Annotated in this window: 24 protein-coding genes; 19 read left to right on the forward strand and 5 right to left on the reverse strand. The window is 69.6% G+C overall.

The window, feature by feature from the left end; translation table 11 throughout:
- Nucleotides 1-72: 72 nt before the first annotated feature.
- Entirely contained in the window at nucleotides 73-375 is a 303-nt protein-coding gene (locus tag D7X55_RS10845; RefSeq protein WP_120550319.1) for a hypothetical protein, read from the forward strand.
- A gap of 12 nt (nucleotides 376-387) precedes the next feature.
- Here the strand turns inward: D7X55_RS10845 and D7X55_RS10850 are convergent, their stop codons facing one another.
- Nucleotides 388-1,767 carry an amidohydrolase family protein gene (locus D7X55_RS10850; protein WP_121723014.1) on the reverse strand — a complete coding sequence of 460 codons (1,380 nt, stop codon included), beginning with the start codon at nucleotides 1,765-1,767 and terminating at the stop codon, nucleotides 388-390.
- 188 nt (nucleotides 1,768-1,955) lie between these two features.
- Here D7X55_RS10850 and D7X55_RS10855 point away from each other — a divergent pair, with 188 nt between their 5' ends.
- From D7X55_RS10855 to D7X55_RS10895, 9 genes are all read left to right on the forward strand, one after another.
- Nucleotides 1,956-3,272 carry a putative sensor domain DACNV-containing protein gene (locus D7X55_RS10855; protein WP_120550317.1) on the forward strand — a complete coding sequence of 439 codons (1,317 nt, stop codon included), beginning with the start codon at nucleotides 1,956-1,958 and terminating at the stop codon, nucleotides 3,270-3,272.
- A 51-nt stretch (nucleotides 3,273-3,323) separates the two neighbouring features.
- Nucleotides 3,324-3,896, forward strand: coding sequence for an imm11 family protein (locus D7X55_RS10860; protein WP_121723015.1), 573 nt, complete (start codon nucleotides 3,324-3,326; stop codon nucleotides 3,894-3,896).
- Nucleotides 3,897-3,947: 51 nt separating this feature from the next.
- Nucleotides 3,948-5,273 carry an AHH domain-containing protein gene (locus D7X55_RS10865; RefSeq protein ID WP_121723016.1) on the forward strand — a complete coding sequence of 442 codons (1,326 nt, stop codon included), beginning with the start codon at nucleotides 3,948-3,950 and terminating at the stop codon, nucleotides 5,271-5,273.
- Between the two features lie 6 nt (nucleotides 5,274-5,279).
- Entirely contained in the window at nucleotides 5,280-5,849 is a 570-nt protein-coding gene (locus D7X55_RS10870) for an imm11 family protein (RefSeq protein ID WP_121723017.1), read from the forward strand.
- A gap of 69 nt (nucleotides 5,850-5,918) precedes the next feature.
- Nucleotides 5,919-7,313 (forward strand): PLP-dependent aminotransferase family protein, encoded by a 1,395-nt coding sequence (locus tag D7X55_RS10875; protein ID WP_121723018.1) that lies wholly within the window; start codon nucleotides 5,919-5,921, stop codon nucleotides 7,311-7,313.
- 21 nt (nucleotides 7,314-7,334) lie between these two features.
- Nucleotides 7,335-9,563, forward strand: a complete 2,229-nt coding sequence (locus D7X55_RS10880; RefSeq protein WP_121723019.1) for a DPP IV N-terminal domain-containing protein — start codon at nucleotides 7,335-7,337, stop codon at nucleotides 9,561-9,563.
- The gene (locus D7X55_RS10885) at nucleotides 9,563-10,888 is read left to right on the forward strand and encodes an AHH domain-containing protein (RefSeq protein ID WP_121723020.1); all 1,326 of its coding nucleotides are present in this window, start codon (nucleotides 9,563-9,565) and stop codon (nucleotides 10,886-10,888) included. Before D7X55_RS10880 ends, D7X55_RS10885 begins: the two co-directional genes overlap by 1 nt.
- A gap of 244 nt (nucleotides 10,889-11,132) precedes the next feature.
- Nucleotides 11,133-11,468, forward strand: a complete 336-nt coding sequence (locus tag D7X55_RS45640) for an imm11 family protein (protein ID WP_306437722.1) — start codon at nucleotides 11,133-11,135, stop codon at nucleotides 11,466-11,468.
- A 14-nt stretch (nucleotides 11,469-11,482) separates the two neighbouring features.
- Nucleotides 11,483-11,905: a TfoX/Sxy family protein gene (locus tag D7X55_RS10895; protein ID WP_120550310.1), complete on the forward strand. Its 423-nt coding sequence runs from the start codon at nucleotides 11,483-11,485 to the stop codon at nucleotides 11,903-11,905.
- Here D7X55_RS10895 and D7X55_RS10900 read toward each other — a convergent pair.
- Nucleotides 11,892-13,535, reverse strand: coding sequence for an AMP-binding protein (locus D7X55_RS10900; RefSeq protein WP_121723021.1), 1,644 nt, complete (start codon nucleotides 13,533-13,535; stop codon nucleotides 11,892-11,894). The two genes, D7X55_RS10895 and D7X55_RS10900, sit on opposite strands and share 14 nt — an antisense overlap.
- A 122-nt stretch (nucleotides 13,536-13,657) precedes the next feature.
- On the opposite strand from D7X55_RS10900, the gene D7X55_RS10905 reads away from it, so the two are divergent.
- A complete protein-coding gene (locus D7X55_RS10905; RefSeq protein WP_120550308.1) occupies nucleotides 13,658-14,881 on the forward strand; it encodes an alpha/beta hydrolase-fold protein in 1,224 nt (407 codons plus the stop codon).
- 15 nt (nucleotides 14,882-14,896) lie between these two features.
- Here the strand turns inward: D7X55_RS10905 and D7X55_RS10910 are convergent, their stop codons facing one another.
- Nucleotides 14,897-15,733, reverse strand: coding sequence for an Fpg/Nei family DNA glycosylase (locus tag D7X55_RS10910; protein WP_120550307.1), 837 nt, complete (start codon nucleotides 15,731-15,733; stop codon nucleotides 14,897-14,899).
- A 138-nt stretch (nucleotides 15,734-15,871) separates the two neighbouring features.
- On the opposite strand from D7X55_RS10910, the gene epsC reads away from it, so the two are divergent.
- Entirely contained in the window at nucleotides 15,872-16,717 is an 846-nt protein-coding gene (epsC, locus tag D7X55_RS10915) for a serine O-acetyltransferase EpsC (RefSeq protein ID WP_120550306.1), read from the forward strand.
- Between the two features lie 43 nt (nucleotides 16,718-16,760).
- Nucleotides 16,761-17,681, forward strand: a complete 921-nt coding sequence (gene cysK / locus D7X55_RS10920) for a cysteine synthase A (RefSeq protein WP_120550305.1) — start codon at nucleotides 16,761-16,763, stop codon at nucleotides 17,679-17,681.
- A 33-nt stretch (nucleotides 17,682-17,714) separates the two neighbouring features.
- Here the strand turns inward: cysK and D7X55_RS10925 are convergent, their stop codons facing one another.
- Both D7X55_RS10925 and D7X55_RS10930 read right to left on the reverse strand, forming a co-directional pair.
- Nucleotides 17,715-18,854 carry an aminotransferase class V-fold PLP-dependent enzyme gene (locus tag D7X55_RS10925; RefSeq protein ID WP_121723022.1) on the reverse strand — a complete coding sequence of 380 codons (1,140 nt, stop codon included), beginning with the start codon at nucleotides 18,852-18,854 and terminating at the stop codon, nucleotides 17,715-17,717.
- A gap of 60 nt (nucleotides 18,855-18,914) precedes the next feature.
- The gene (locus tag D7X55_RS10930) at nucleotides 18,915-19,565 is read right to left on the reverse strand and encodes a hypothetical protein (RefSeq protein ID WP_120550303.1); all 651 of its coding nucleotides are present in this window, start codon (nucleotides 19,563-19,565) and stop codon (nucleotides 18,915-18,917) included.
- Between the two features lie 133 nt (nucleotides 19,566-19,698).
- Here D7X55_RS10930 and D7X55_RS10935 point away from each other — a divergent pair, with 133 nt between their 5' ends.
- The 6 genes from D7X55_RS10935 (at nucleotide 19,699) to D7X55_RS10960 (ending at nucleotide 25,833) form a co-directional block, all read left to right on the forward strand.
- Nucleotides 19,699-20,421: a TetR/AcrR family transcriptional regulator gene (locus D7X55_RS10935; RefSeq protein WP_121723023.1), complete on the forward strand. Its 723-nt coding sequence runs from the start codon at nucleotides 19,699-19,701 to the stop codon at nucleotides 20,419-20,421.
- Nucleotides 20,422-20,500: 79 nt separating this feature from the next.
- Nucleotides 20,501-21,739: an acyl-CoA dehydrogenase family protein gene (locus D7X55_RS10940; protein ID WP_120550301.1), complete on the forward strand. Its 1,239-nt coding sequence runs from the start codon at nucleotides 20,501-20,503 to the stop codon at nucleotides 21,737-21,739.
- A gap of 2 nt (nucleotides 21,740-21,741) precedes the next feature.
- Complete coding sequence (locus D7X55_RS10945; protein ID WP_121723024.1) at nucleotides 21,742-22,821, forward strand: phosphotransferase family protein; 1,080 nt, start codon at nucleotides 21,742-21,744, stop codon at nucleotides 22,819-22,821.
- Nucleotides 22,821-23,513, forward strand: a complete 693-nt coding sequence (locus tag D7X55_RS10950) for a histidine phosphatase family protein (RefSeq protein ID WP_120550299.1) — start codon at nucleotides 22,821-22,823, stop codon at nucleotides 23,511-23,513. The genes D7X55_RS10945 and D7X55_RS10950 overlap by 1 nt, the downstream gene beginning before the upstream one ends.
- Before the next feature lie 27 nt (nucleotides 23,514-23,540).
- Complete coding sequence (locus D7X55_RS10955; protein ID WP_120550298.1) at nucleotides 23,541-24,830, forward strand: LamB/YcsF family protein; 1,290 nt, start codon at nucleotides 23,541-23,543, stop codon at nucleotides 24,828-24,830.
- Between the two features lie 103 nt (nucleotides 24,831-24,933).
- The gene (locus D7X55_RS10960) at nucleotides 24,934-25,833 is read left to right on the forward strand and encodes a biotin-dependent carboxyltransferase family protein (protein ID WP_121723025.1); all 900 of its coding nucleotides are present in this window, start codon (nucleotides 24,934-24,936) and stop codon (nucleotides 25,831-25,833) included.
- The last annotated feature ends 80 nt before the right edge of the window (nucleotides 25,834-25,913 follow it).

A 25,913-nucleotide genomic window follows, 5' to 3' on the forward strand; every position in this document is an offset into this window, starting at 1 on the left:
ACAGGGTTGTAGGGGTGGGTGGCAGTCTCCATCGTCCCCCGCATGCGACGCTCGACGCGCGAACGGTCTGGCATGCGGTCCATCGACACGGAGGATGAGCGCATCGCCTCGCTGCTCGTCGCGGAGAGCCCGGCGCTGCACTTCGAGGGTTCCCGGGACCTGGTGGTGCGGCTGCGCGACGGGCGCCGCTTCGTGCTCACCGTGCTGACCCTGGAGGCGCTGGAGGCGCGGCTGGGCGGGGCCCCGTCCTACGTGGCCACGGGCATCGTCCTGGTGCGGCGGATGTCGGACGGCGCCCTGCTCCACGCGGTGCGCTCGGCGCTGGACCAGGGGCTGGAGCGCTTCGGCACGCTCCAGCCGCCCATCGAGGAGTGAGGCCCGGGGCCTTCAGGGTGAGGGAGCGGGCGCGGGAGCCTCCGGGAGCCTCCCCGCCACCTTCCGGCCCTGGCGCCAGACGCCGACGACGCGGTCCACGGCGGCGATATTGGTGGCGGCTTCGCCCTCCACGAGGAAGAGGTCGGCGCGCATGCCCAGCTGGATGCGGCCCCGGTCCTTGAGCTGGAGCAGGGACGCCGCGTTCCCGGTGGCGACGGCCAGGACCTGTCCCGGCGAGAGGCCCGCGAGCACCATCAGCTTGAGCTCACGGTGCTCCGCGAAGCCGGGGATGCGCAGCGGCGTGGCGCCGGAGTCCGTGCCGAAGCCCACCTTCACGCCCGCGGAGTAGAGCGTCTTCAGGTTGGCCAGGTTGGTTTCGAGCGCGTGGCGCGCCTCCCGGGCCTTGGGGTCCGCCAGGGTCTTCTTGCGCCACGCGGCGTCCTCGAACTGCGCGCGCAGCTCGGGCGACAGCGCGGGCTGGAGCACCGGGTCGTCCACGAGCTGGGGCTGGTCCGCGTAGAGGACGGTGGCTTCGTCCAGCGCCAGCGTGGGCACGTACCAGACGCCGCGCTCCTTCATGGCGTTGACGAAGGCTTCGTCCACGGGCTGGTCGCGCACGCCGTGGGCGAGGATGTCCACGCCCGCGGCCACCACGGCCTTCGCGTCCTCCAGGTCATGGATGTGGGCGGCGACGCGCAGGCCCTGCTTGTGGGACTCGTCGATGACGGCCTTGTAGATGTCCGGCTTCATCTTCGGCAGCTTGCCCAGGAAGCTGTCCACCCAGACCTTCACCAGGTCCACGCGGCTCTTCTTCAGCGAGCGCACGGCGGCGCGGGCCTCCTCCGCCGTGGTGGGGCGGAAGACCTGGTCGGGCGCGTTGTTCGTCATCGCCTGGGGAGGTCCGCCCTCCGGCACGCCAATCCCCTGCCCCGCGCCGAAGAGGTCCGCGCCGCTGAAGCCATCCGCGTGGGCCTCCTCGCGCAGCTCGTTGAACAGCGGCCGGTTCATCCCGAGCGCCGTCACGGTGGTGACGCCGTAGGCTGCGAACTGGCGCAGCTGCTTCTGGACGTTCTCGCGCGTGTAGTTCTGGGAGCCCGTGGTGGTGCCGGACGTCTGGCCCACGTGGCTGTGGTCGGAGATGAGGCCGGGCAGCATCGTCTGCCCCTTGAAGTCGATGATCTCCGCGTCCTTGGGGACCTTCGTGGCGATGGCGAGCCCCACGGACTCGATGCGTCCATCGCGCACCACCACCGCGGCCTGCTTCAGCGGCCGGCCTCCGGAGCCATCCAGCACCGTCCCGCCCTGGAAGACGAGGGTGCGCGAGGGCGCCGCGCTGGCGGACAGCGGCAGCGCGAGGGCGAGCAGGGCGGCGGTCAGGAAACGCGAGCGCATGGGGTGGGCTCCTCGGGGGGAAGCGGGGAACCCTAGGGGTGCGTCCGGACGGGAACAACCCTTCGTGGCCGCGACTGTCGTGGCGCCGGTGCTACAGGCCGGGCGCACGGTGGGAAACGAACGCCGCATCGCGGCGCGCGAGCGACTTCCACCGGGAAACACGGCGCCGTGATTATGCTGCCCGCCCGATGGATGAACCCGGCCTGCAATATCCCGGAGAAGCCCTGCGCGGGTGGCTCCGGCAGTTCGCCAAGACGCCGCTCGCCGAGCCGACGTTGAAGCTGCTGGTCGTGCTGGCGGACACGGTGTTCTTCGCGAGCCTGGGGCGGGAGGAGGGCGAGGCCACGCGCGTGCGCATCGCCTACCACGCGCAGGGGTTGCAGGGCCTGCAGGCGGTGCGCGAGACGGTCTACATCGGAGGACAGAAGGGCAAGCGGCAGGCGTGGGAGACGCTGCCCCTGGAGCCCAAGTCGAGCATCACCGACTTCAGCGTGGAGGCGCTGGTGAAGCTGGCGCCCGCGGCGAACCTGCCGCGCACGGCGGTGGTGGTGGGGCCGCGCGAGGGCAAGCTGCGCATCCAGGGGCTGGCGCGCCGGGTGGAGTACACGGAGTTCCACGCCGAGGGCGAGGAGGACGTCTTCATCCTGCACGCGCCGGAGCCGGGCCACCTGGTGGTGAGCACGCAGGGGCGCGAGGTGTTCCGCTACGAGCAGGGCGCGCCGGTGCCGCCGGGCCGGCGCGTGGCGCTGCACGACCTGCTCTTCCACGAGGACAGCGCGGTGCGCGCGGCGCTGATGGAGATGTGCTCCACGCTGGTGGAGTCCCTGCCCAAGGTGCAGCCGCTGATGGGCGGCAACCGCGAGTGGTACGTGTCGAACGCGGTACAGGGGCTCATCCGGAAGATGGCGGGGTTGCATCACGGGGGGCTCATCGCGCTGTTGCCCAAGCAGCACGACGTGGAGCGCTTCCGCACGCGAGGCAAGTACGTCCTGCCGCCGGAGCAGGGCTCGCTGTTGCGTCAGCGGTTGCAGCGCTTCGTGCAGGCGCGGGCGGACCTCATCAACGGCGCGTGGCAGGCGGAGGCCGGCAAGGCGGCGGAGGAGGAAGAGGATCCGGAGCTGAAGAAGGCCGCCGCCGAGCACGACGACAAGGTGACGGAGAGCGACTTCCAGGCGCTGGTGGAGAGCATCGGGCAGTTCACCGCGGTGGACAACGCGCTGGTGCTGGGGCCGGAGCTGGAGGTGCTCTGCGCGGGGTATCAGATCGCCATCCCGCGAAGCGGTCCGCCGCAGGTCTTCGAGGCGAGGACGCTCCAGGGGCGTCCGGGGCCGCACTACCCCATCAGCCAGCACGGCTCACGCCACCGGGCCGCGGCGGTCTTCGCCAACCAGCACTCCGGAGCCGTGGTGTTCGTGGCGTCGCAGGACGGCCCGCTCCGCTGCCTGCACCGGCCTCCGGGCAAGAAGAAGGTCCTGCTCTGGAGCCTCCTGCTGACGGAGGACTGAGGCTGGCTGGGTTGGGTATTGCTACAGCCCAGGGTCCTGACAGCCACGACCATGACCGACCGCTACTTCGACTTGTCAGAGGATGTGGAAGCTCCGGAGCGTTGGTACCTGGGAGACCCCGTTGATGAGAACGGAGTGGAGTTCGAAGATCCCTGGATCTTCCGGGCCGGTCAGCCGGTACGCGTGAAGACCCCTCTGAGCATCCCCATCGACGAGCCGGGAAAGCCCCTGCACTTCTCCGCGGCAGGCATCGGACAGGCGCCCATCCTTCACGTGAACCTGGCCACGATCTTCGCGGAACTTGCCCCCAACGACGTCCAGCTCCTGCCGGTGGACATCCCGGGACAGCCCGAACAATTCAGCATGCTCGTGGCGACCCGGATGATCCGCTGCATTGATGAGCGTGCATTCGAGGAAGCCCGGCGCTGGAAGCCCGAGGATGGACGGCCGGAGAAGGTCGGAAAGTACCGTTCCGTGCACGGCATGCGCATCGACTCGTCGCAAGTAGGCGACGCCAAGGTCTTCCGAACCTGGGGTTGGTCCATTGCCCTCATCGTCTCCGAAGAGCTGAAGACGGCCCTGGAGCGCACCGGCGCGACTGGCATGTACTTCACGGAAGTGTAGTGAGCCAGGTGCTGCGCAGGAGCCTCATCTCGACGGAGGACTGAACGAGACATGAATCGACCAGGCTGGGCACTGCTGCTGGGACTGCTCCTGTCGGGCTGCGCGACGACGCGAGTCGTGCGCCTGGAAGTGGACGACGGCGAGCGGGTCGTCGTCACACCCCGGGAAGAGGAAGACGCGCCCCGGCTGAAGCAGGACGAGTTCAAGAAGGCCGTGAGGACGCTCGCGAGGGATGTGCGGCCTTCCACGCATCCCCTGCGTCAAGCGCGCGAGCTGTTCGGCCTGCCGGAGCGCAGCGGCCTCTTCGGCTTTCGCGAACGGGCGCGACTCATCGTCCCGCTGGGTGAGGAGGAGGCACGCGAGCTGCGGCTTCTGGAAGCGTCCGACGACCTGACACGCGGCTACAGGCAGTGGTGTGACAAGCGGCGAAAGCAGCCGGGAGATTGCCTGCGCTTGCTGGAGGAAGGGCCCTTGCTGGGCAGCGACGGCCGCTATGCGCTGGCCATGGCCATCGCGATGGACTCCGTCTGGAACGAGACGGCCGAAGCCCTGCAGGGCTTCGCAAGCCCCCAGGCCGTCATGGCCACCCTCACCTCCACCGTGACGATGTACTTGCTGCTGTGGGCCATGCCGGAGCCCGTCTCCAAGGGCCTGGCCGCCCTCATCACCGCTGCGGCGATTGCGTACCTGGGCGTCGACACCGTGTGGACCCTCCTCGATGGCTGGGTGACGCTGGTGCGCCACGTGGACCAGGCCACCACGTTCGTCCAGGTGCGCGACGCGGGCGAAGCCTATGGCGCGGTGCTGGGAAAGAACGCCGCGCGCGTCTTCGTGATGCTGGCTACAGCGGCCATTGGCAACACGGCAGGGCTCGCGATGAAGGCCCCCACCCTGCCTGGCTCCGCACAGGCGGCGGTCGCGGTGGAGACACAAGCAGGCCTCCAGTTCGTCGCCATCGGCGGCGTGCGCTCCGTGGCCATGACGGCCGACGGTTTCACGCTCGCACTGGCGCCCAACGCGGTGGCCATGTCATCGCGGTCTGGGAAGCCTCAACGGCACCACCTGGCCACCATCCGCAACGAGAAGTCCTCGAAGTATGGTGGCCCCTGGACCCCGCTCTTCCGGCGCATCTTCAAGCGAGCCGGCATGGAGCTGAAGGATCCGGAGAACATCGTTGAAGTCGCGGGCCATCGTGGACCACATCCCAAGGAATACCATGACTTGGTATTCCAACGGCTGTTGCAATTCACAAAGGACTGTCGCTCCGTAGAGCAATGCCGTGAAGCACTCACGGGCGCACTGCGAAAACTGGCGGAAGAAGCCTCTACGGCTGGGACACCGCTCAACAAGCTTCTGACGATGAAGCAAGGACGTTAGCACTCCATGTCTGCCCGTTACTTCGACCTCAAGATGGATGTTCAGGAAGGCATCTGGGTTCTAGATCCGCCCTGGAATGATCTTCGTCAGGAGGAGGAAGACCCGTGGATGTTCACCCGTGGGGTTCCCATCCAGGTCCAGGGGCCACTGACCGTTCCAGTCGTTGAACCAGGCAAGCCACTGGACTTCTCTTGGATTGCCTTTGGGATGACCCCAGTCATTCACGTCAAGCTCGCCAACGTCCTGCTGGAACACGCAGCAAACGAGGTACAACTCATCCCCGTCACCATTCCCAAGCATCCGGACCAATACGTCATCCTCGTCACCACCCGCGTCATCCGTTGCATCGACGAGCAGGCATCGGAAGGAGTCCGGCTCTGGGAGCCTCAGCACGATCAGCCTTGGCGGACCGGCGAATACCTCTCCGTGGACATCATGCGCATCGATAAGTCGAAGGTCGGTGACGCGAAGATCTTCCGGCCCTGGGGCTGGAGTGTCGCCCTCATCGTCTCCGAAGACCTCAAGACAGCGCTGGAGCGCACCGGCGCCACCGGCATGTACTTCAAGGAGGTGTAGAGCCTCCCGTGCGGGGGGCCCGCCAGGGCCCTGGTACACACTCCAGATTGTCATGGTACAATCCAATTCATGTCCCAGTCCAATTGGAAGCCGCGCCTGAAACGCTCCGAGGGCCCCCTCTATGGGGCGCTCGTGGATGCGCTCGCGGCGGACATCAGCGCGGGACGGCTTCGCGCGGGGGACCGGCTGCCCACGCACCGGGAGCTCGCGAGCACGCTGGGGACTTCACTGGGCACGGTGACCCGGGCCTACGCTGAAGCGGAACGGCGGGGACTCATCTGGAGCCAGGTGGGCAATGGGACGTTCGTGCGGAACCTGCGCGAGGGGGACCGCTACACGCCCCAGCTCGACCGGACGCGCATCGACCTGGGCCCCACCGCGGTTCCCATCGTCCCCGGCGACATGGGACACCTCGCGTTCTCAGCCGCGCTCCAACGGCTGGGCGAGCGCGCGGACCTGAGCGCGCTCAGTGGCTATCAGGCACACGCGGGCACGGAAGCACAGCGGGCAGCAGGAGCCCGCTGGCTGGAGCTCTCGGGCGTGCCTGCCACGAGTGACAACGTCATCGTGAGCTGCGGGGCCCAGCACGCGACCTTGATGGCGTTGTCGCTGCTCGCGAACCCGGGTGGACTGCTGGTGGAGGACGTCACCTATCCCGGAGTCCTCGCCGCCGCGGAGTGGCTGCGATTGCCCACCCATCCGGTGGCGCTCGACGCGGAAGGACTCGTCCCGGAGGCGCTCGCGGAGGCCTGCCGGAGGGGCCCGGCGCGGGTGCTCTACTGCACGCCCACGAACCACAACCCGACCACGATCGTCATGCCGTTGAAGCGGAGGCAGGCGCTGGTCGAGGTCTGCCGGAAGTTCGACGTCACCGTCATCGAGAACGGCGCGCTGGCCCCGCTCGTGGCGAAGGCGCCACCGCCCCTGGCCGCGCTGGCTCCCGAACGGACGTACCACCTGGCGAGCCTGTCCAAGGCCGTGCTGCCCGCGCTGCGCGTCGGCTACCTCCGGATGCCGGACCTGGCGTCTCGGCAGACACTGGAGCACGCGGCCGCGGCGACGGTCTGGTCCGGGTCTCCCCTGCTCAATGAACTGGCCACGCAGTGGGTGACGGACGGAACGGGCGAGTCCCTGCGCGACGCACGCCGCTCGGAAGCCACGGCCCGCCAGGCCCTGGCGTCAAAGGTCTTGAAGGGCCATCCCTATGTCGCGCACCCCGGCGCGTACTTCCTGTGGATGCCCATCCCGGAACACCGGCGCGCCACGGAGCTGGTGGAGGCCGCCGCCGCACGTGACGTGCTGCTCGGACCCGCGCACCTGTTCGCGGCCCGGCCGGGCCAGGCGCCCAATGCGCTGCGAGTGTCCCTGGCCGCCGCCGGCTCCCGGGAGGAATTGGAGCGGGGCCTGAAGACGCTGGCGGAGCTGCTGGGCACTACGGCCCCGACACCGCGACGCCTGGCCTGACGTCGTTCCCGGAGAATGCCCATGACGCCTTCCCTGCCCCACCGTGGTGGACTCCTGTCGCATGCGCGCCTCGCGCTCCTCGTCGCGGGGCTCGCCGTCCCCTGGATGCCGGCATGGGCGGAAGCGAAGGACACACTCCAGGCCCGGCTCGACTTCTCGGAAGCCTCGTTTCACTGGGCGGAGCGCATCCGCGACACCCTCACGCCTCCCCGGTGGCTCCCCGCTGGGGAGCGGTTCATCTACCAGTCCAGGGTCGAGCCCTACGGCGAAACCTGGGTCCTGGTGGATGCGAGGAAGCGCACCCAGCAGCCCCTGCTGGACGCGGAGTCCCTGCGCTCACAGCTCACGGCGCTGTTCGGCAAGCCGATGACGTTGCCCGTCGTCGTGCCCTTCACGCTGACCGCCGATGCGAAGGGCATCGTCTTCACGGTCCAGGGACGGGCGTTCTCACTGGGCCTCACCGACAAGCGGGTCGTGGCGCTCGAGCCCACGCATCCGGTAGCGCTGTCGCTCGCGCGCGGCAATGTCCTGTCTCCGGACACGGGAGCGGTCGCGGTGCAGCGGGACACGGGGTTCGCGGTGGTGGACGCGAAGGGCACGACGCGTCTGGAGCGAGCCGGCACCGAGGACACGCCGTGGCGGCTGCCGGAGGCGGCGTGGTCTCTCCGGGGCCGGTTCCTCGCGGTCTGGCGCGACGACATGCGGGGCATGCACCGGATTCCGGTGGTCGACTACAGCACCCCGCTGGAGAAGGTGTCGTGGGTGCCCTACTCCAAGGCGGGCACGCCGCTGATGCGCTCGGAGCTGCACTTCGTCTCGATGGAGACGGGACAGGTGACGCCCGCGCAGGGCGAAGCGACGGAAGGCTACGACTGGTTCGCGGGGTGGCGTCCGGACGGCAGCGAGGCGCTGGTGCTCCAGCTGTCACGGGATGGAAAGCGATTGGACCTGGTGGCGGTGGAGCCCGCGACGGGCAAGCGCCGCCGCGTGCTTCGGGAGGAGCGCAAGGAGACCTTCGTGGCGGCGCTGGAGTTCTCGGTGGGGGGATGGTCCCAGCAGGTGAAGCCCTTGCCGGACAACCGGCACTTCCTCTGGATGTCCGAGCGCGATGGCTGGCGCCACGTCTATCTGTATGACTATTCCGGCAAGCTCGTGCGCCAGCTCACGCGGGGTGCGTTCCCGGTCCACGCGGTGGTGGGCATCACGCCGGAGTCGGACGCGTTCTTCGTGGTGGCCTCCGCGGAGGCCGGGGCACCGTATGACAGGAAGGTGTACCGGGCAGGGATGTCCGGCGGGCCGCTGAAGCCGCTGACGCCCGAGCCCGGAGCACACCGGCCCGAGCTGTCCCCCTCCACCCGCTACTTCGTGGACGGACACTCCAGCCGCGAGCAACCCCGGGTCTGGGACGTGGTGTCCACGGAGGGGAAAGCCTCCTTCCGCTACGCGAAGGCGGACACGCGAGGCCTGGCGGAGCTGCACTACACGCCGCCGGAAGGCATCACGGTCAAGGCCGCGGACGGAGTCACGCCGCTCTATGGCGTGCTGTACAAGCCATGGAACTTCGATCCGAAGAAGCGCTACCCGGTCATCGACGTCATCTACGCGGGGCCGTTCGTAACGATGGTGCCGTGGAGCTACGTGGGCTCGTACGAGTCACGCTTCGCGCATTCGCTCGCGCAGCTCGGGTTCATCGCGATGGTGTTGGACGCGCGGGGCACGCCAGGGCGGAGCAAGGCGTTCCAGGACGTGAACTACGGCCGCGTGGGCCAGACGGAGATTCCGGATCACGTCGCGGCGCTGAAGCAGGCAGCGGCCAGCCGCCCCTACATGGACCTGGAGCGGGTGGGCATCCACGGTCATTCCTGGGGAGGCTACTTCGCGCTGAGGGGCATGCTGACGGCGCCGGAGTTCTTCAAGGCGGGCTACGCGGGAGCACCGGGAGCCCTGACGGAAGAAGCCATCATCAACGAGCCGAACATGGGCCTGCTGGCGGAGAACCCGGACGGCTACGCGGCAGGCTCCAACGAAGCGCTGGCGGACAAGCTCCAGGGAGCGCTCAAGCTGATGCACGGAACGAGCGACGTGAACGCATCGCTGTCCACGACGATGCGGATGGCCCAGGCGCTGGTGCGCGCGAACAAGCACTTCGACCTGCTGATCATGCCCGGCGAAGACCACAGCCCCCCGGGCCGCTACTACCTGGACGACGTGCGCCAGTTCTTCCTGCGGGAACTGGGAGAGCCCCGGTGATGAAGCGGCTGGGCTGGGTACTGCTGCTGGGGTTGCTCGTCTCCGGCTGCGCGACGACGCGAGTCGTGCGCCTGGAAGTGGACGACGGCGAGCGGGTCGTCATCACGCCCCGGGAAGAGGAAGACGCGCCCCGGCTGGAGCAGGACGAGTTCAAGAAGGCCGTGAGGACGCTCGCGAGGGATGTGCGGCCCTCCGCGCATCCCCTGCGTCAAGCGCGCGAGCTGTTCGACCTGCCGGAGCGCAGCGGCCTCTTCGGCTTTCGCGAACGGGCGCGACTCATCGTCCCGCTGGGTGAGGAGGAGGCACGCGAGCTGCGGCTTCTGGAAGCGTCCGACGACCTGACGCGTGGCTATAGGCAGTGGTGCGACAAGCGGCGCAAGCAGCCGGGGGACTGCCTGCGCTTGCTGGAGGAAGGGCCCTTGCTGGGCAGCGACGGCCGCTATGCACTGGCGATGGCCATCGCGATGGACTCCGTCTGGAACGAGACGGCCCAAGCCCTGGAGGGCATTGCAAGCCCCCAGGCCGTCATGGCCACCCTCACCTCCACCGTGACGATGTACCTGCTGCTGTGGGCCATGCCGGAGCCCGTGTCCAAAGGGATTGCCGCCCTCATCACCGCCACGGCAATGGCCTACCTGGGCGTGGACACCGTGTGGAGCATCCTCGACGGCTGGGTGACGCTGGTGCGCCACGTGGACCAGGCCACCACGTTCGTCCAGGTGCGAGACGCGGGCGAAGCCTATGGCGCGGTGCTGGGAAAGAACGCCGCGCGCGTCTTCGTGATGCTGGCTACAGCGGCCATTGGCAACACGGCGGGGCTCGCGATGAAGGCTCCGACGCTGCCCGGCTCCGCTCAAGCGGCGGTCGCGGTGGAGACGCAAGCGGGCCTCCAGTTCATGGCCATCGGCGGCGTGCGCTCCGTGGCCATGACGGCCGACGGTTTCACGCTCGCGCTCGCGCCCAACGCGGTGGCCATGTCATCGCGGTCCGGCAAGCCTCAGCGGCACCACCTGGCCACCATCCGAAATGAGAAGTCCTCGAAGAACGGCGGACCGTGGACTCCGCAATTCCGCCGGCTCTTCAAGCGGGCCGACATGGAACTGAACGACCCGGAGAACATCGTCGAAGTCGCAGGCCACCGGGGGCCTCATCCCAGGGCGTATCATGAGCAGGTCTTGCAGGAACTGAGTGCCGCCATGGAAACCTGCCGGACCGTCGTGCAATGCCGCGAAGTCCTGACGAATGCACTCCGAGTCCTCGCCAAGGAAGCCTCCACTCCGGGAACCCCGCTCAATCAACTCCTGACCTCACGGAAGGGGCGCTAGTAACTCCCCCATGGCTGCCCGATATTTCGAACTCACGGAGGACGTTCAGGAAGGCATCTGGGTCCTGGAGGTCCCCTGGAATGAGCTACGCCGGGAAGAGGAAGACCCTTGGATGTTCACGAAGGGAAGTCCTATTCACGTGGAAGGGCGCCTCACCGTTCCCATCGGAGAACCAGGCCGCCCCCATGACTTCTGCCGAATTCCCTTTGGTCTGACGCCTGTCGTTCACATCAAGCTCGCGAATGTGCTTCTGGAGCACGCGGCGGATGACGTGCAGTTCATCCCCGTCACCATCCCGAAGCATCCCGACCAGTACGCACTCCTCGTTGCCACGAAGCTCATCCGCTGCATCGACGAGAAGGCCTCCACGGCGGTTCGCCACTGGGAAGCCCAGCACGGTCGCCCGGAAAAGCTGGGCCAGTACCGCTCCGTCTACGGCATGCGCATCGACAAGTCGAAGGTGGGTGACGCGAAGATCTTCCGCCCCTGGGGCTGGAATGGCTCGCTCATCGTCTCCGAGGACCTGAAGACGGCGCTGGAGCGCACCGGCGCCACCGGCATGCACTTCACGGAGGTGTAGTGTAGGAGGGGCCCATGCCCCGCTCGGACAGCTTCATGGAGTACACGGTCGAACTGCTCAAGCCGCTCGGCCCGGTGCAGGCCCGCTCGATGTTCGGTGGATGGGGCCTGTATTACGGCGGCCGGATGTTCGGCCTCATCATCCAGGGCCAGCTGTATTTGAAGACGGACGACGTCACCCGCCCCGACTTCGAGGCCGAGGGCTGCCGGCCCTTCATCTACCAGAGCCGCGGCAGGGAGCAGCCCATGAGCTACTGGACGCCGCCCGCGGACGCAGAGGACGACGGCCGCCGCCTGCTTCCCTGGGCCCGCCGCGCCGTGGACGCCGCCAACCGCGCCGCGATGAAGAAGGCCGCGAAGAAGGCACCGGCCGCGAAGAAGGCACCCGCGGCCAAGAAGGCACCGGCCGCGAAGAAGAAGCCCGTCAGGCGGTCTTGATCTTCGCCACGTCGCCGAGCCCCAGCTCGGCGATGGAGACCTCGCGCATCCGGAACTTCTGCACCTTGCCGGTGACCGTCATCGGGAAGCTGTCCACGACCTTCCAGTGGCGGGGAATCTTGAAGGTGGCGATGCGGCCGGTGCAGAACGCCGTCAGCGCCTCCGGCGTGAGCGACGCGCCCGCCTTCAGGCGCACCCACGCCATCACCTCCTCGCCATACCTCACGCTGGGCACGCCGATGACCTGCGCCTCGCTGATGTCCGGGTGCGTGTGCAGGAACTCCTCCACCTCGCGCGGGTACACGTTCTCTCCGCCCCGGATGATCATGTCCTTGATGCGGCCGACAATCTTGACGTAGCCCTCGGCGTCCATGGTCGCCAGGTCGCCGGTGTGCATCCACCCTGCCCGGTCGATGGCCGCCGCCGTGGCCTCCGCGTTGTCCCAGTACCCGAGCATCACGCTGTAGCCTCGCGTGCACAGCTCTCCCGGCTGGCCCAGCGGCACCACCGCGCCCGTGTCCGGGTCCACCACCTTCACCTCCAGGTGCGGGTGCACGCGGCCCACCGTGGCCACGCGCTTCTCCAGCGTGTCATCCAGCGGGTTCTGCGTGGACACGGGCGACGTCTCCGTCATGCCGTAGCAGATGGTGACCTCCTCCATGTGCATCCGCGACTGCACCTGCTTCATCACCTCCACCGGACACGGCGAGCCCGCCATGATGCCGGTGCGCAGGGACTTCAGGTCGAACTCGCCGAAGCGCGGGTGGTCCAGCTCCGCGATGAACATGGTGGGCACGCCGTAGAGGGACGTGCAGCGCTCGGCCTGCACCGTCTGGAGCACCGCCAGCGGGTCGAACGCCTCGCCCGGAATCACCATGGCCGAGCCGTGCGACGTGCAGGCCAGGTTGCCCATCACCATGCCGAAGCAGTGGTAGAACGGCACCGGGATGCACACGCGGTCCTCCGGCCCGTAGCGCAGCACCTCGCCCACGAAGAAGCCGTTGTTGAGCACGTTGTGGTGCGACAGCGTCGCGCCCTTCGGGAACCCCGTGGTGCCGGACGTGTACTGGATGTTGATGGGGTCATCGAACTGGAGCGACAGCTCGCGCGCCTCCAGCACGTCGTCGCCCATGCCCGCGCCGCCCCTCACCAGCCGGCCCCAGTCCGAGTCCAGCACCAGCGCCTCGCGCAGGCCCGCGCACCGGGGCCGCACCTCCGCCAGCATCCGCGTGTAGTCCGTCTGCCGGAAGCCCTTCGCCAGCAGCAGCACGCTCACACCCGCCTGGTTGAGCGCGTACTCCAGCTCCGACGTGCGGTAGGCGGGGTTCAGGTTGACCAGGATGGCGCCCGTGCGCGCGAGCGCGTACTGCGACACGGTCCACTCGAAGCGGTTGGGCGACCAGAGCCCCACCCGGTCGCCCTTCTGGATGCCCAGCGCCAGCAGGCCCTTGGCCACCGCCGTCGTCGCGTCCCAGAACTGCCGCCAGGTGACGCGGTAGTTCTGCGACGCCACCACCAGCGCCTCGCGGTCGCCATAACGCTCGACGGTGCGGCGCAGGTTCTGACCGATGGTCTCCCCCAGCAGCGGGGTGGTGCTGGTGCCATGGGCATAGGACAGGGCGGTCGTCATATTTCCATCGTCCCCAGGGTGGCCCCACGTCGGCAAGCGTCAGCGTGGAGCAGGGCCTCTGGCTGTCCGCTTGTACCCGCCGACGCACTCGCTACGGTCGTGGGCTTTCCCGGGGGATTCACATGCGCCTGTCGCAGTTGCTCTGCCGTGGGTTGTGGGGCTTCGCCTTGCTGTCCGTCCTTCGCGGGGGCACGGCCCTGGCTGCCGGGGAGACGCCCATCGTCGTCGGCACCCGCATCACGCTGACCTCCAAGGTGCTGGGGGAGGAGCGTCCGCTGATGATCCACCTCCCCGACGGCTACGACGCAGCGCCCACCGAGCGCTACCCGGTGCTCTACGTGCTGGACGCGGAGACGCACTTCGTCCACGTCGCCGGCATGGTGGAGTTCCTGGCCAGGACGCGGCACATCCCGGAGATGATCGTCGTCGGGGTCCCCAACACGACGGACCGCGAGCGCGACCTCACCCCGCCCTTCTCCAAGACGGAGCGCATCGACGACGGCCGGCTGCTCTCCGAGGTCGCGCCCACGGCGGGACATGCGGACACCTTCCTGCGCTTCTTCATGGAGGAGCTCGCCCCGGCCGTGGAGGCGCGCTACCGCACGCAGCCCTACCGCATCCTGGTGGGCCACTCGTTCGGCGGCCTCTTCGCGATGCACGTCCTCACGCACAAGCCGGAGAGCTTCAACGCCTACGTGGCCCTCAGCCCGTCCCTCCAGTGGAACTCCAGTGAACTGCTGCGCACCGCTCCGGAGGCCGTCGCACGTCTCACCGCGCCGGGCCGCGTGCTGTACCTGGACGAGGACGCGGAGGAGGCCCCCAACGTCGCCCGCCTTCGCAAGCTCACCCAGGACCTGCGCAAGCGAAAGCCCGCGAACCTCACGTGGCGCTACGACGAACTGAGAGGCCAGGACGACCACGCGAGCCTTCCACACATCGGGACGTATGAAGGGCTGCGGTTCCTCTTCAACGGATGGAAGGTCCCCGAAGCGCTCCAGATGACCGGAGACCTGGCGCGACTGGAGGCTCACTACACAGGGCTGTCCAAGCGCGTGGGCTATCCGGTGGTCCCCCAGGAGCGACTGTTCAACGTGGTGGGCTATCGCCACCTGGATGCGAAGCGCCTTCCCCAGGCCATCGCCGCCTTCGAGCGGAACATCACCCTCCATCCCGACTCCAGCAACGCGCATGACAGCCTGGCGGATGCGCTGGAAGCGGCGGGACGCCTCCGGGAAGCCCTGACGCACCGGGAGCGCGCCGTCGCACTGGCTCGCGAGCATCAGGATCCGGACCTGCCGCACTACCAGAAGCACGCGGATGACCTCCGCGCCCGGCTCGCACCCTGAATCCTTCGGCCCCGGTCACGGGCAGAGAGCGAGAGCTGGCTTCCGGCTTGAACGCCGCATGCGGTCCACGCCCTGGCACGCGGCGCAGAAATAGAGCGTGCGCGCCGCCAGCGGCTGCCCCGTTACCTTCCCACCGCAGCGCGGGCACGGCAGGCCCGCGCGGCCGTACACGCAGAAGCGCTCCGCGCGCTTGCGCCCGGGGGATGGAAGCGGCGGCGCGCCGGGCGTGACGATGAGCCCGTCGCGCACGCCGTCCTGAAGCAGCGCCCGCATCGCGCTCCACAACCTGTCGAACGCGTCCCGCTCCAGCTCGCACGCGGGCAACAGCGGCGGCAGTCGCGCGACGAACAGCGCCTCCGCCCGCACGATGTTCCCCACGCCCGCGATGCGCCCCTGGTCCAGCAGCGCCTGCGCCAGCGGCATGCGTCCCCGCGTCAGCCGCGCATATGCCCGGTCCGGTGACGCATCCACGCGCAGCGGATCCTCCCCCAGCCTCGCGCGCAATGTGGCCTCCTCCTCCAGCGACAGCAGCTCGCACGCGGACGGGCCGGACAGGTGCAGCGTCGCCCCATCCGAGGCCAGCCTCAGCCGGCACGCGGGCGACGGCACCGGCGCGTCCTTCCGGAAGTGGCGGATGCGGCCGAAGAGCCCCAGGTGGATGTGCAGCCGCACGTCCCCTTCGAACGTGTGGAACAGGTGCTTGCCGTGCGCGTCCACGTTCAGCAGCGCCCGCCCGGACAACACGCGCGCCACCTCCGCCCGGCCCTGGGGCGAGTCGGCCGTGAAGCGCCGCCCCACCAGCCAGCGGCGGTGGACCCGGGCGACCCGGTGGATGCTGTGACCTTCAGGCATCCCCCTGGGTAATCCCCACCTTGCCTCGCCGCCGTGGCGCACCACGTCCTGCCCCCTGGCCGGCCGGACGTCCGCGACGTTTTCCCGCCAGCGGCATCCACGTCCGGACCCCGTCACGTTATCATGACGCAACGCCCCATGGACGATCCGAACGCCCGATTGGTTGCCACCCTGCTGGAGGCGCGTCAGCGCCACTGCTTCCCCCCGGACGTGCGCAAGGCGGCGCCGGAGTTCGTCGCGCAGGTGCTGGGGCTGCTCTTCCCGCACTTCGCGGAGCGGCTGGAGTGCAACGCCGCCGCCGTGCGCCGGGACGTCACCGCCGTGGAGGCGAGCCTCCAGCGCATCCAGTCGCTGCTCGCGCCGCACTACCCCGTCACGGACGCGGGCATGTCCTCGCGCTTCATGGCGAAGCTGCCGGACCTCTATGAATGGCTGCAGCAGGACGCGCGCGCCATCTTCGAGGCGGACCCCGCCGCGCGCAGCGTGGACGAGGTGGTGCTCACCTACCCGGGCTTCTACGCCATCGCCATCTACCGCGTGGCGAACGCGCTGCACCGGCTGAACTTCCCCCTGCTGCCGCGCCTGCTCACCGAGTACGCCCACCAGCGCACCGGCGTGGACATCCACCCGGGCGCCACCATTGGCCGCCGGTTCGTCATCGACCACGGCACGGGCCTGGTCGTCGGCGAGACGACGGTGATTGGCGACAACGTGAAGCTCTACCAGGGCGTCACGCTGGGCGCGCTGATGGTGGAGAAGGCGCTGGCGGACAAGAAGCGCCACCCCACCATCGAGGACGACGTGGTGGTGTACGCGAACGCCACCATCCTCGGAGGCAACACGGTGGTGGGCCGGGGCAGCATCATCGCCGGCAACGCGTGGCTCACGCAGAGCGTGCCCGCCAAGTCCGTCGTCACCCGCCGCAGCGAGGTGCGCGCGCGCCACGGCGAAGAGGGCCTGGACGTCCTCGACTACCAGATTTGAGTCTTCCCCACGCAGTGCCCGTTCCCCATCCACAGGAGACGCCATGAAGGTCGACAACATCCTGCAGACCATTGGCAACACGCCGCACGTGCGCATCAACCGGCTGTACCCGTCGCGCGTGACGGTGCACCTGAAGCTGGAGCGCGCCAACCCGGGCGGCAGCATCAAGGACCGCATCGGCCTGGCCATGATTGAAGACGCGGAGAAGAAGGGTCTCCTCAAGGAGGGCAGCGTCATCATCGAGCCGACCAGCGGCAACACCGGCATCGGCCTGGCCATGGTCGCCGCGGTGAAGGGCTACAAGCTCATCCTGGTGATGCCGGAGTCCATGAGCATCGAGCGCCGCCGCGTGCTCGCCGCCTACGGCGCCCAGTTCGACCTGACCGAGCGCGCCAAGGGCATGAAGGGCGCCATCGCCCGCGCCCAGGAGCTGGTCGCGCAGACGCCCAACGCGTGGATGCCGCAGCAGTTCGAGAACGAGTCCAACGTCGAGGTCCACAAGCGCACCACCGCGCAGGAGATCCTGAACGACTTCCCGGAGGGCCTGGACTACCTCATCACCGGCGTGGGCACCGGCGGCCACATCACCGCGTGCGGTGAGGTGCTGAAGGCGAAGTGGCCCAAGCTGAAGGTGCTCGCGGTGGAGCCGGCGAAGTCCCCCGTCATCAGCGGCGGCGCACCGGGCCCCCACCCCATCCAGGGCCTGGGCGCGGGCTTCATCCCGAAGAACCTGCACACGGCCATCCTCGACGGCACCATCCAGGTGGATGAGAAGGACGCCTACGAGTTCACCCGCCGCGCCGCGCGCGAGGAGGGCATCTTCGTGGGCGTGTCCTCCGGCGCCGCGCTGTCCGCGGTGAACCAGAAGCTGGCGGAGATGCCGGACGGCAGCCGCGTGCTCGCCTTCTGCTACGACACGGGCGAGCGCTACCTGTCCGTGGAGAACCTCTTCCCCGCGCAGTAGTCACGCCGCGCGCCACGGTCCGGGTGGAACGCCTCACCCGGGCCGGTACGCGCGTACCCGTTCCACCAGCCGGTCCATCTCCTCCTCCGTGTTGTAGAAGTGCGGCGACAGGCGGATGCGCCCGCGCCGGACGGAGTGGGACACCTTCTGCTCCCCCAGGTACGCGCTGAGCGCGCGGACGTTCGCGCCGGGCGGCAGGAAGGTGAGGATGCCCGCGCGGTCCTTCGGCTCCGGGCCCACGTCGCAGCCCAGCCCGCGCAGGCCCGCGTCCAGCCGGGCCAGCAGTTGTCCAATGCGCGCGCCAATGGCGTCCGTCCCCACCTCCAGCAGCAGCTCCAGCGCGGCGCCCAGCGCGTAGATGCCGGGGTACGCGGCGCTGCCCTCCTCGAACTTCGCCGCGTCCGGGCGCAGCTCGAAGTGCGAGCGGTTGAAGTTCCACGCGTCGGTGGTGCTGCGCCAGCCCACCAGCACGGGACGCACGCGCGGCAGCACGTCCTTCGCCACGTACATGAAGCCGATGCCGGAGATGCCCAGCATCCACTTGTGGCTGTCCGCGCTGAGGAAGTGCACGCGGCTCTTCTTCACGTCCACCGGGATGCAGCCCACGCTCTGGATGCCGTCCACGCACAACAGCACGCCCCGGCGCTCACACAGTTCACCCAGCGCGTCCAGGTCCGTGCGGTGGCCGGTGGCGAACTGCACCGACGACACCGCCACCAGCCGCGTGCGCGGGGTGAGCACGGACGCCACGGCCTCCGGCGTCACGCCCCCATCCGGCGTGGGGATCTCGCGGACCTCCACGCCCCGGCTCTTGAGGTGCAGCCACGGGTAGACGTTGGAGGGGTACTCGATGCCCGTGGCGACGGCGACCTCGTCCCCGGGTTGCCAGTCCAGCCCTTCCGCCACCAGCCCCAAACCGTGGCTGGTGTTGCGCACGAAGGCCACCTCTTCCGGAGTCGCGCCGATGATGCGCGCCGCGAGATTGCGCACCTTCTCGCAGTGGGCCTCCCAGCCTCGCTCATGGAGGACGCCGTGGTTCACCACGTCGTCCATCCAGGCCTTCACCGCGGCGGCGGCGCGCGTGCTGGTGGGCGCGACTCCCGCGTGGTTGAGGTAGAGCTGGTCCTTCAGGACGGGGAACTCGGCGCGGTAGGACTCGAACGGGGCACTCATGGCCAGCGAGTGTATCCACCCGACCGCGCTCCACGGCACGCGCCGGAAAGCCCCGGTCGACTACAGGACGACCAGCAGGCCCAGCGACGCCGTGGGGTACACCGTGCGCAGGCCCAGGTTGCTGGAGCCCACCCGCAGCTCCCGCACGTCCGTGAAGGTGAAGCCCGGGCCGGCCCGCGCGGACAGGCCCACGCGCCCGGAGCCCGGCCGCCACATCACGCCCAGCGCCGGCTCCAGGAAGGCCGTCGTCGTGTAGTCCTTGCGGTCCGGCATCGCCGCGCCTTCCGGACGCGCGACGAACTCCTCCAGGCCCACCGTCATCCCCACGAACGGGCGCACCGTGCCGTCCGCCAGGAAGGCCAGCGTGTAGCGGCTGTCCACGCCCACGCCGAAGTTGAGCTTCACGTCGTTGCCGCCCACGTTGGTGAAGCGCGCCTTCGCGCCCAGGGAGCGATTCCACCCGCCCGCGCGCCCCAGCAAACCGAACGCCAGACGCGAGTCCCGCGACGGCGCCACCTCCGCCCGGATGCCATACAGCGAGCCGTCCAGCGCCGGCGGCTGCAGCTCCAGGAGGAACGCCCCGCGCCGCTGCCCCTCCTGCCCCGTGGACGAGGACGTCATGTCCTGCGCCATCGCCGGCACCGACACCAACGCCGCACCCACCGCCGCCGCCTTCACCCACTGCATCGACCGCCTGGACTCGACTCGCATGGCCCGTCTCCTTCGGTTTAGCCGGACGACTAATTTAGTCACACGACTAACTAAGACCGCCGACGCGGGATGTCAAGGCAACGAGCGGTCGCTGCCCTTGCGGGGGTAGGAGGCAGTGCCCTATGGGTCTGGGATGCCTTCCCCCCGCCGTGGCAAGACGCCGCCTCCCCCCGCCGCACCGGAGCCTGACGCCCGGGCGCGCCTCATCGCCGCTGGCCAGCGCGTGCTGGGGGAACGGGGCTACGACGCCGCGACGGTGAAGGAGGTGGCGCGCGAGGCCGGGGTGAACCAGGGCCTGGTGCACTACTACTTCGGCAGCAAGGACGCGCTGCTCCTGGCCGTCACCCAGGAGGCGAGCCGGCAGTACCTGACGGAGCTGGAGCGGCTGCGCGCGCAGACGCCCGCGGAGGAGCTGGCGCAGACCGCGTTCACCTGGGGCGAGAAGCTGGCCACGGACGCGCCGGGCACGTGCCGGCTGCGCTACGAGCTGTTCGCGCTGGGCCTGCGCAACAAGGAGCTGACGCCCGCGGTCGCGCAGCTCTTGGGCCAGGGTGACGAGGAGATTGCCCGCACCGTGGCGCACGTGCGCACGGGCCATGACTCGACGCCTACCGCCGAGGACCTGCACTACGCGGTCATCATCAAGGCGTGCGTGGACGGGCTCGCGCTGCACCACCAGCTGGACAAGGGCTTCGACCCGCTGCCCGTGTACGCGCTCTTGCGGCGGATCATCCTGGCCAGCATCGAGCAGCCCGCGCCGCCCCGCTCCCCCGCTCGCAAGCCGAAGGCCCAGGGCCGGCGTGGCACGCGTTCGTCACGCACGCCGCGCAAGGCGCCAGGCCCGCGCCGCCGCTGAGCAGGCACACCGCCAGCACGCCAACACATATTCAACATTCAGTGGCCTCACCAACCCGGCGGGGCGCAGGATGTCTGGCATGGACTTCCAGCCTTCCTCCAGGACGACCGAATACCTGGAGCGCGTGAAGCGCTTCATGTCTGACCACATCGAGCCGGTGGAGGGCGACTACCTCCGGGCGCTGCACGCCATGGAGGCCGGGGGTGACTGGCGCCAGTGGAAGGTGCCGCCGGTGATGGTGGAGCTCAAGGCGCGCGCGAAGGCGGCAGGGCTGTGGAACCTCTTCCTCCCGGACGCGAAGCTGGGCGCGGGCCTGAGCACGCTGGAGTACGCGCCGCTCGCGGAAGCAATGGGCCGCAGCTTCATGGCGCCGGAGGTCTTCAACTGCAGCGCCCCGGACACCGGCAACATGGAGGTGCTCTGGCGCTACGGCTCTCCCGAGCAGCAGGAGCAGTGGCTGAAGCCGCTGCTCGCGGGCGACATCCGCTCGGTGTTCTGCATGACGGAGCCGGACGCCGCGTCGTCGGACGCCACCAACATGCAGGCCACCGCCGAAGTGGACGGCGACCACGTCGTCCTCAACGGCAAGAAGTGGTGGTCCAGCGGCCTGGGCCACCCCAACGCGAAGGTGGCCATCTTCATGGGCCGCACGTCGCAGGCGGGCGCGGACCGCCACCACCAGCACTCCATGGTCCTGGTGCCCCTGGACGCGCCGGGCGTGGAAATCATTCGCATGCTGCCCGTGTACGGCGACCATGACGCCCCGCACGGCCACGGCGAGGTGCACTTCAACAACGTGCGGCTGCCGGCATCCGCGCTCATCTCCGGGCCGGGCATGGGCTTTGAAATCGCGCAGGGCCGTCTGGGGCCGGGCCGCATCCACCACTGCATGCGCTGCATTGGCGCGGCGGAGCGGGCGCTGGAGCTGATGATCGACCGGGGCATGAACCGCACCGCGTTCGGCAAGCCGCTCATCAACCTGGGCGGCAACCGCGAGCGCGTGGCGGAGGCGCGCATCGCCATCGACCAGGCGCGCCTGCTCACGCTGTACGCGGCGTGGAAGCTGGATGACGTGGGCGCCATGGGCGCGATGACGGAGATTTCGGCCATCAAGGTCGTGGCGCCCAACGTGCTCCAGCAGGTGGTGGACGACGCCATCCAGGTGCACGGCGGCGCGGGGGTGTCTCGCGACACGCCGCTCGCGGGCTTCTTCGCCCAGGCGCGCAGCCTGCGCATCGCGGACGGCCCGGATGAGGTCCACAAGGGCGTCATCACCCGCATCGAGCTGGCGAAGCGCGGCTTCAGCAAGGGAGGTTGAACATGACGACCCCGGTCTCCATCCCGCTGGACGAGGGCAAGGCGGTGCGCTCCGGCGAGGCGCTGGACGTGCCCTCGGTGGACGCGTGGCTGAAGGCCCAGGTGCCCTCGCTCCAGGGCACGCCGGAGGTGACGCAGTACACAGGCGGCGCCTCCAACTGGACCTACCGGCTCAAGTACGACAACCGCGACCTCATCCTGCGCAGGCCGCCCTCGGGCACCAAGGCGAAGTCCGCGCACGACATGTCGCGCGAGTACACCGTGCAGCAGGCGCTCAAGCCCGTGTACCCGGTGGTGCCCACCATGGTGGGGCTGTGCCAGGACCCGGCCGTGCTGGGCGCGGAGTTCTACGTGATGGACCGCATCCCCGGTCTCATCCCGCGCAAGCACCTGCCGAAGGGGCTGGACCTGGACAAGGCCCGCACGCGCCAGCTGTGCCTCAACGTGGTGGATCAGCTCATCGCGCTGCACGGCGTGGACGCGCAGGCGGTGGGGCTCCAGTCGCTGGGCAAGGGGCCGGGCTATCCGCAGCGCCAGATTTCCGGCTGGTCCGACCGCTACGAGAAGGCGCGCACCTGGAACGTGCCCCGGATGAAGCGCACGCGTGAGTGGCTGGCCGCGCACGTGCCCCCGGACATCAAGACGTGCGTCATCCACAACGATTGGCGCTTCGACAACGTGGTGCTGAAGCCCGAGGACCCCACGCAGGTCATCGGGGTGCTGGACTGGGAGATGGCCACGCTGGGCGACCCGCTGATGGACCTGGGCAACACGCTGGCCTACTGGGTCCAGGCGGATGACGACGCCTTCCTGCGCATGACGCGGCGGCAGCCCACGGACCTGCCCGGCATGCTCACGCGCGAGGAGGTGGTGGCGTACTACCTGGAGCGCACCGGCCTGAAGCCCTCCAACTGGACCTTCTACGAGGTCTACGGCGTCTTCCGGCTCGCGGTCATCGCGCAGCAGATCTACTACCGCTACCACCACAAGCAGACGCGCAACCCGGCGTTCAAGAACTACTGGCTCATCGTCAACTACCTGGCCTACCGCTGCCAGCGGCTCATCAAGAAGGCGGGCGGCTGATGGGCGCGCTCTACCTCATCCGCCACGGGCAGGCGTCCTTCGGCGCGAAGGACTACGACAAGCTGTCGGACGTGGGCGTGGAGCAGGCGCGCGTGCTGGGCGCGGCGCTGCGCTCGCGGCTGCCCAGGGTGGACGCCGTGGTGACGGGCACGATGCTGCGCCACCGCGAGACGGCGGACGCGTGCCTCCAGGCGATGGACCAGCAGGTGGAGCCCGTGCGCACGGCCGGGTTCAACGAGTTCGACCACGAAGAGGTCGTGCACCGGCACACGCCGCGCTACGCGGACTTCCACGTGCTGCGCGAGGAGCTGGCGCAGGCGAAGGACCCTCGCCGCGCGTACCAGGACCTCTTCACGCAGGCCGTGGGGCGCTGGGTCGCGGGCGGACACGACAGCGAGTACCGGGAGCCCTGGAGCGCGTTCAAGGCGCGCTGCCTGGAGGCGCTGGCGGCGCTCATCGCGTCGCTGGGGCCCTCCAAGACGGCGCTGGTGTTCACTTCCGGCGGCCCCATCACGGCCATCAGCCAGGACCTGCTGGGCATCCCGGATGAGCACGCGTTCCGGACGAACTGGACGCTGGCGAACTGTGGACTCACGAAGGTCATCTACAGCGAGCGGGGCAGGTATCTGTCCACGCTCAATGAGCACGGACACTTCGAAGGCGAACACCGCGGGCTCATCACCTACCGCTGAGGTGGGGGGCTCGCGTAGCGTGGGCGCATGACGCGGTGCCTGCTCAACATCGACCTGGGGGAGCTGCCCGGGGAGGACGAACAGCTCTACGCGCTCGCGCACCTGGCGAACATCGCCTGCGGAGGCCACGCAGGGGATGAAGCGGCCATGCGGCGGGCGCTGGAGCTGTGCGAGCGCCACGGCACTTTGGCGGGCGCGCACCCGTCCTACGCGGACCGCGAGAACTTCGGGCGCAAGGCGCTGGACGTGGCGCCGGAGGTGCTGCGCGCGCAGGTGGCCGAGCAATGCGCGAAGCTGGCCGCTTTGGCCCGTGAGCGGGGTGTGCCGGTGCGGCACGCGAAGCCACATGGGGCGCTGTACCACGCGGCGAACAAGTCCCCGGCGCTGGCGCGCGCGGTGGTGGACGGCGTGGTGGAGGCGCTGGGCACGGACGTCACCATCGTGGGGCCCGGCGCCGGCGCGTTGAGGGACGCGGCGCGGGCGGTGGGGCTCGGGTATGCGCGCGAGGGCTTCGCGGACCGGGGCACGCTGCCGGACGGTTCGTTGATTCCGCGCGGCCAGCCCGGCGCGGTGCTGACGGACGTGGGGCAGGCGCGGGACAACACGGTGCGGCTGGCCACGGGCGGCACGGTGGACACGCTCTGCGTGCACGGCGACACGCCGGGCGCGGTGACGCTGGCGCGCGAGGTGCGCGCGATGCTGGACGCGCTGGAGCAGCCGCCGGAGCCGCTGGGAGACAGCGCGCTGCGGCTGGTGTTGCCGGAGTCGGTGGACCGGGGCCTGGCGCTCGACGCCCTGCACGCGCTGCCGGGCGTGCGGGACGCGACCATCACCGAAGCCCACGCCTGCGTGTACTTCGACCCGGCGGTCCCGCCCGAGTTCCCCGCGCTCGCGCTGACACGGCTGCGCGTCGCGCCCATCGCCCGGGTGGCTCATCCGCTCATCCGCATCCGCGTGCGCTACGACGGCGAGGATCTGCCGAAGGTGGCCGAGCACGCGGGCCTGTCCGTGGACGAAGTGGTGCGGCGACACACGGCCCGCGAGTACACGGTGCGCTGCGTGGGCTTCATGCCGGGCTTCGCGTACCTGGGAGACGTGGACCCGAGCATCGCGTGCCCCCGGCTGCCGGTGCCGCGCACGCGGGTGCCGGCGCTCTCGGTGGGCATCGCCGGGGAGCGCACGGGCGTGTACCCGTTCGCATCGCCGGGAGGCTGGAACCTCGTGGGCACCGCGCTGGGCTTCACCGCGTTCGACCCGGCGCGAGGCGCGGTGATCCAATTGGGTGACCGCGTCCGCTTCGAGCAGGTGGAGGCATGAAGGCCGTCCGTTCGACGCGGCCCAAAACCTGTCCGACTGTCGGACAGGTTTCCGCTGCCCGGCCGGCAGGGGCGCCCAGGCGGACCGCGCGGGGTGAAGAGGCATGAGCGCCTGTATCGAAATCACCGGCCTGGGCGCGCCCGCCACCGTGCAGGACGGAGGACGCTCCGGGGTCATGCATCACGGCATCCCTCCCGGCGGCGCGTGGGTGCCGGAGCTGCTCATCGCGGCGAACCGCGCGGTGGGCAATGCGCCCGGGGCCGCGACGCTGGAAGCCTTTGGCCGGCTGGAGCTGCGTGCCCGGGGCCGCGACGTACGCGTGTCCATGGATGGCGAAGCCCCCAGCCTCCTCGCGGACGGAGCCACGCTCACCGTGCCCGCGCCCACCCGGTACGCCGTGCGCTACGTGGCCGTGGATGGCGCGCTCGCCGTCCCTGAAGTCCTGGGGGGCCAGGGCACGCTCTGGGTGGCCCGCCTGGGCGGCTGGGAGGGCCGGCCCCTGCGCACCGGGGACACGCTCCCCCTGGGACCTCCCGGCACCGCCCCTTCCCCAGCCGACCTGTCACGTCTCACGGAGGCCCTGGACCCCGCCGCCCCGCTGCGCGTGCTGCTGGGCCCGGATGCGTCCCGCTTCAGCGACGCGGCCGTCGCGCTCCTCCTGGGCAGCACCTTCTCCGTGTCGCCCGCCAGCGACCGCGTGGGACAGCGGCTGGACGGGCCTCCCGTGCCCCATGGTGACGAGGGCGCGGGCACGTGCCGCCCCATGGTGCGCGGTGCCATCCAGGTCACCCTCTCCGGCACGCCCATCGTGATGGGCCCGGACCACCCCACCACCGGGGGCTACCCGCTCATCGCCGCGCTCATCCGCGCGGACTGGGGCCGCCTGGGCGCCCGCCGTCCGGGCATGCCGGTGCGCTTCCAGGCTGTGACCCTGGAGGTCGCCCGAGACGCCTGGAAGAACCACCCTTCCCGGCCAACCGGGGCAACTCCGGCCCCCGCCTGACCGATACTGGGGGCATGACTCCTCCGAAGATCGGCCCGCGCCCCACCTGTCTCTTATACAAATCTGACGCTGCCGACGAC

Source organism: Corallococcus sp. AB049A (genome assembly GCF_003668885.1).
Classification (GTDB): domain Bacteria; phylum Myxococcota; class Myxococcia; order Myxococcales; family Myxococcaceae; genus Corallococcus; species Corallococcus interemptor.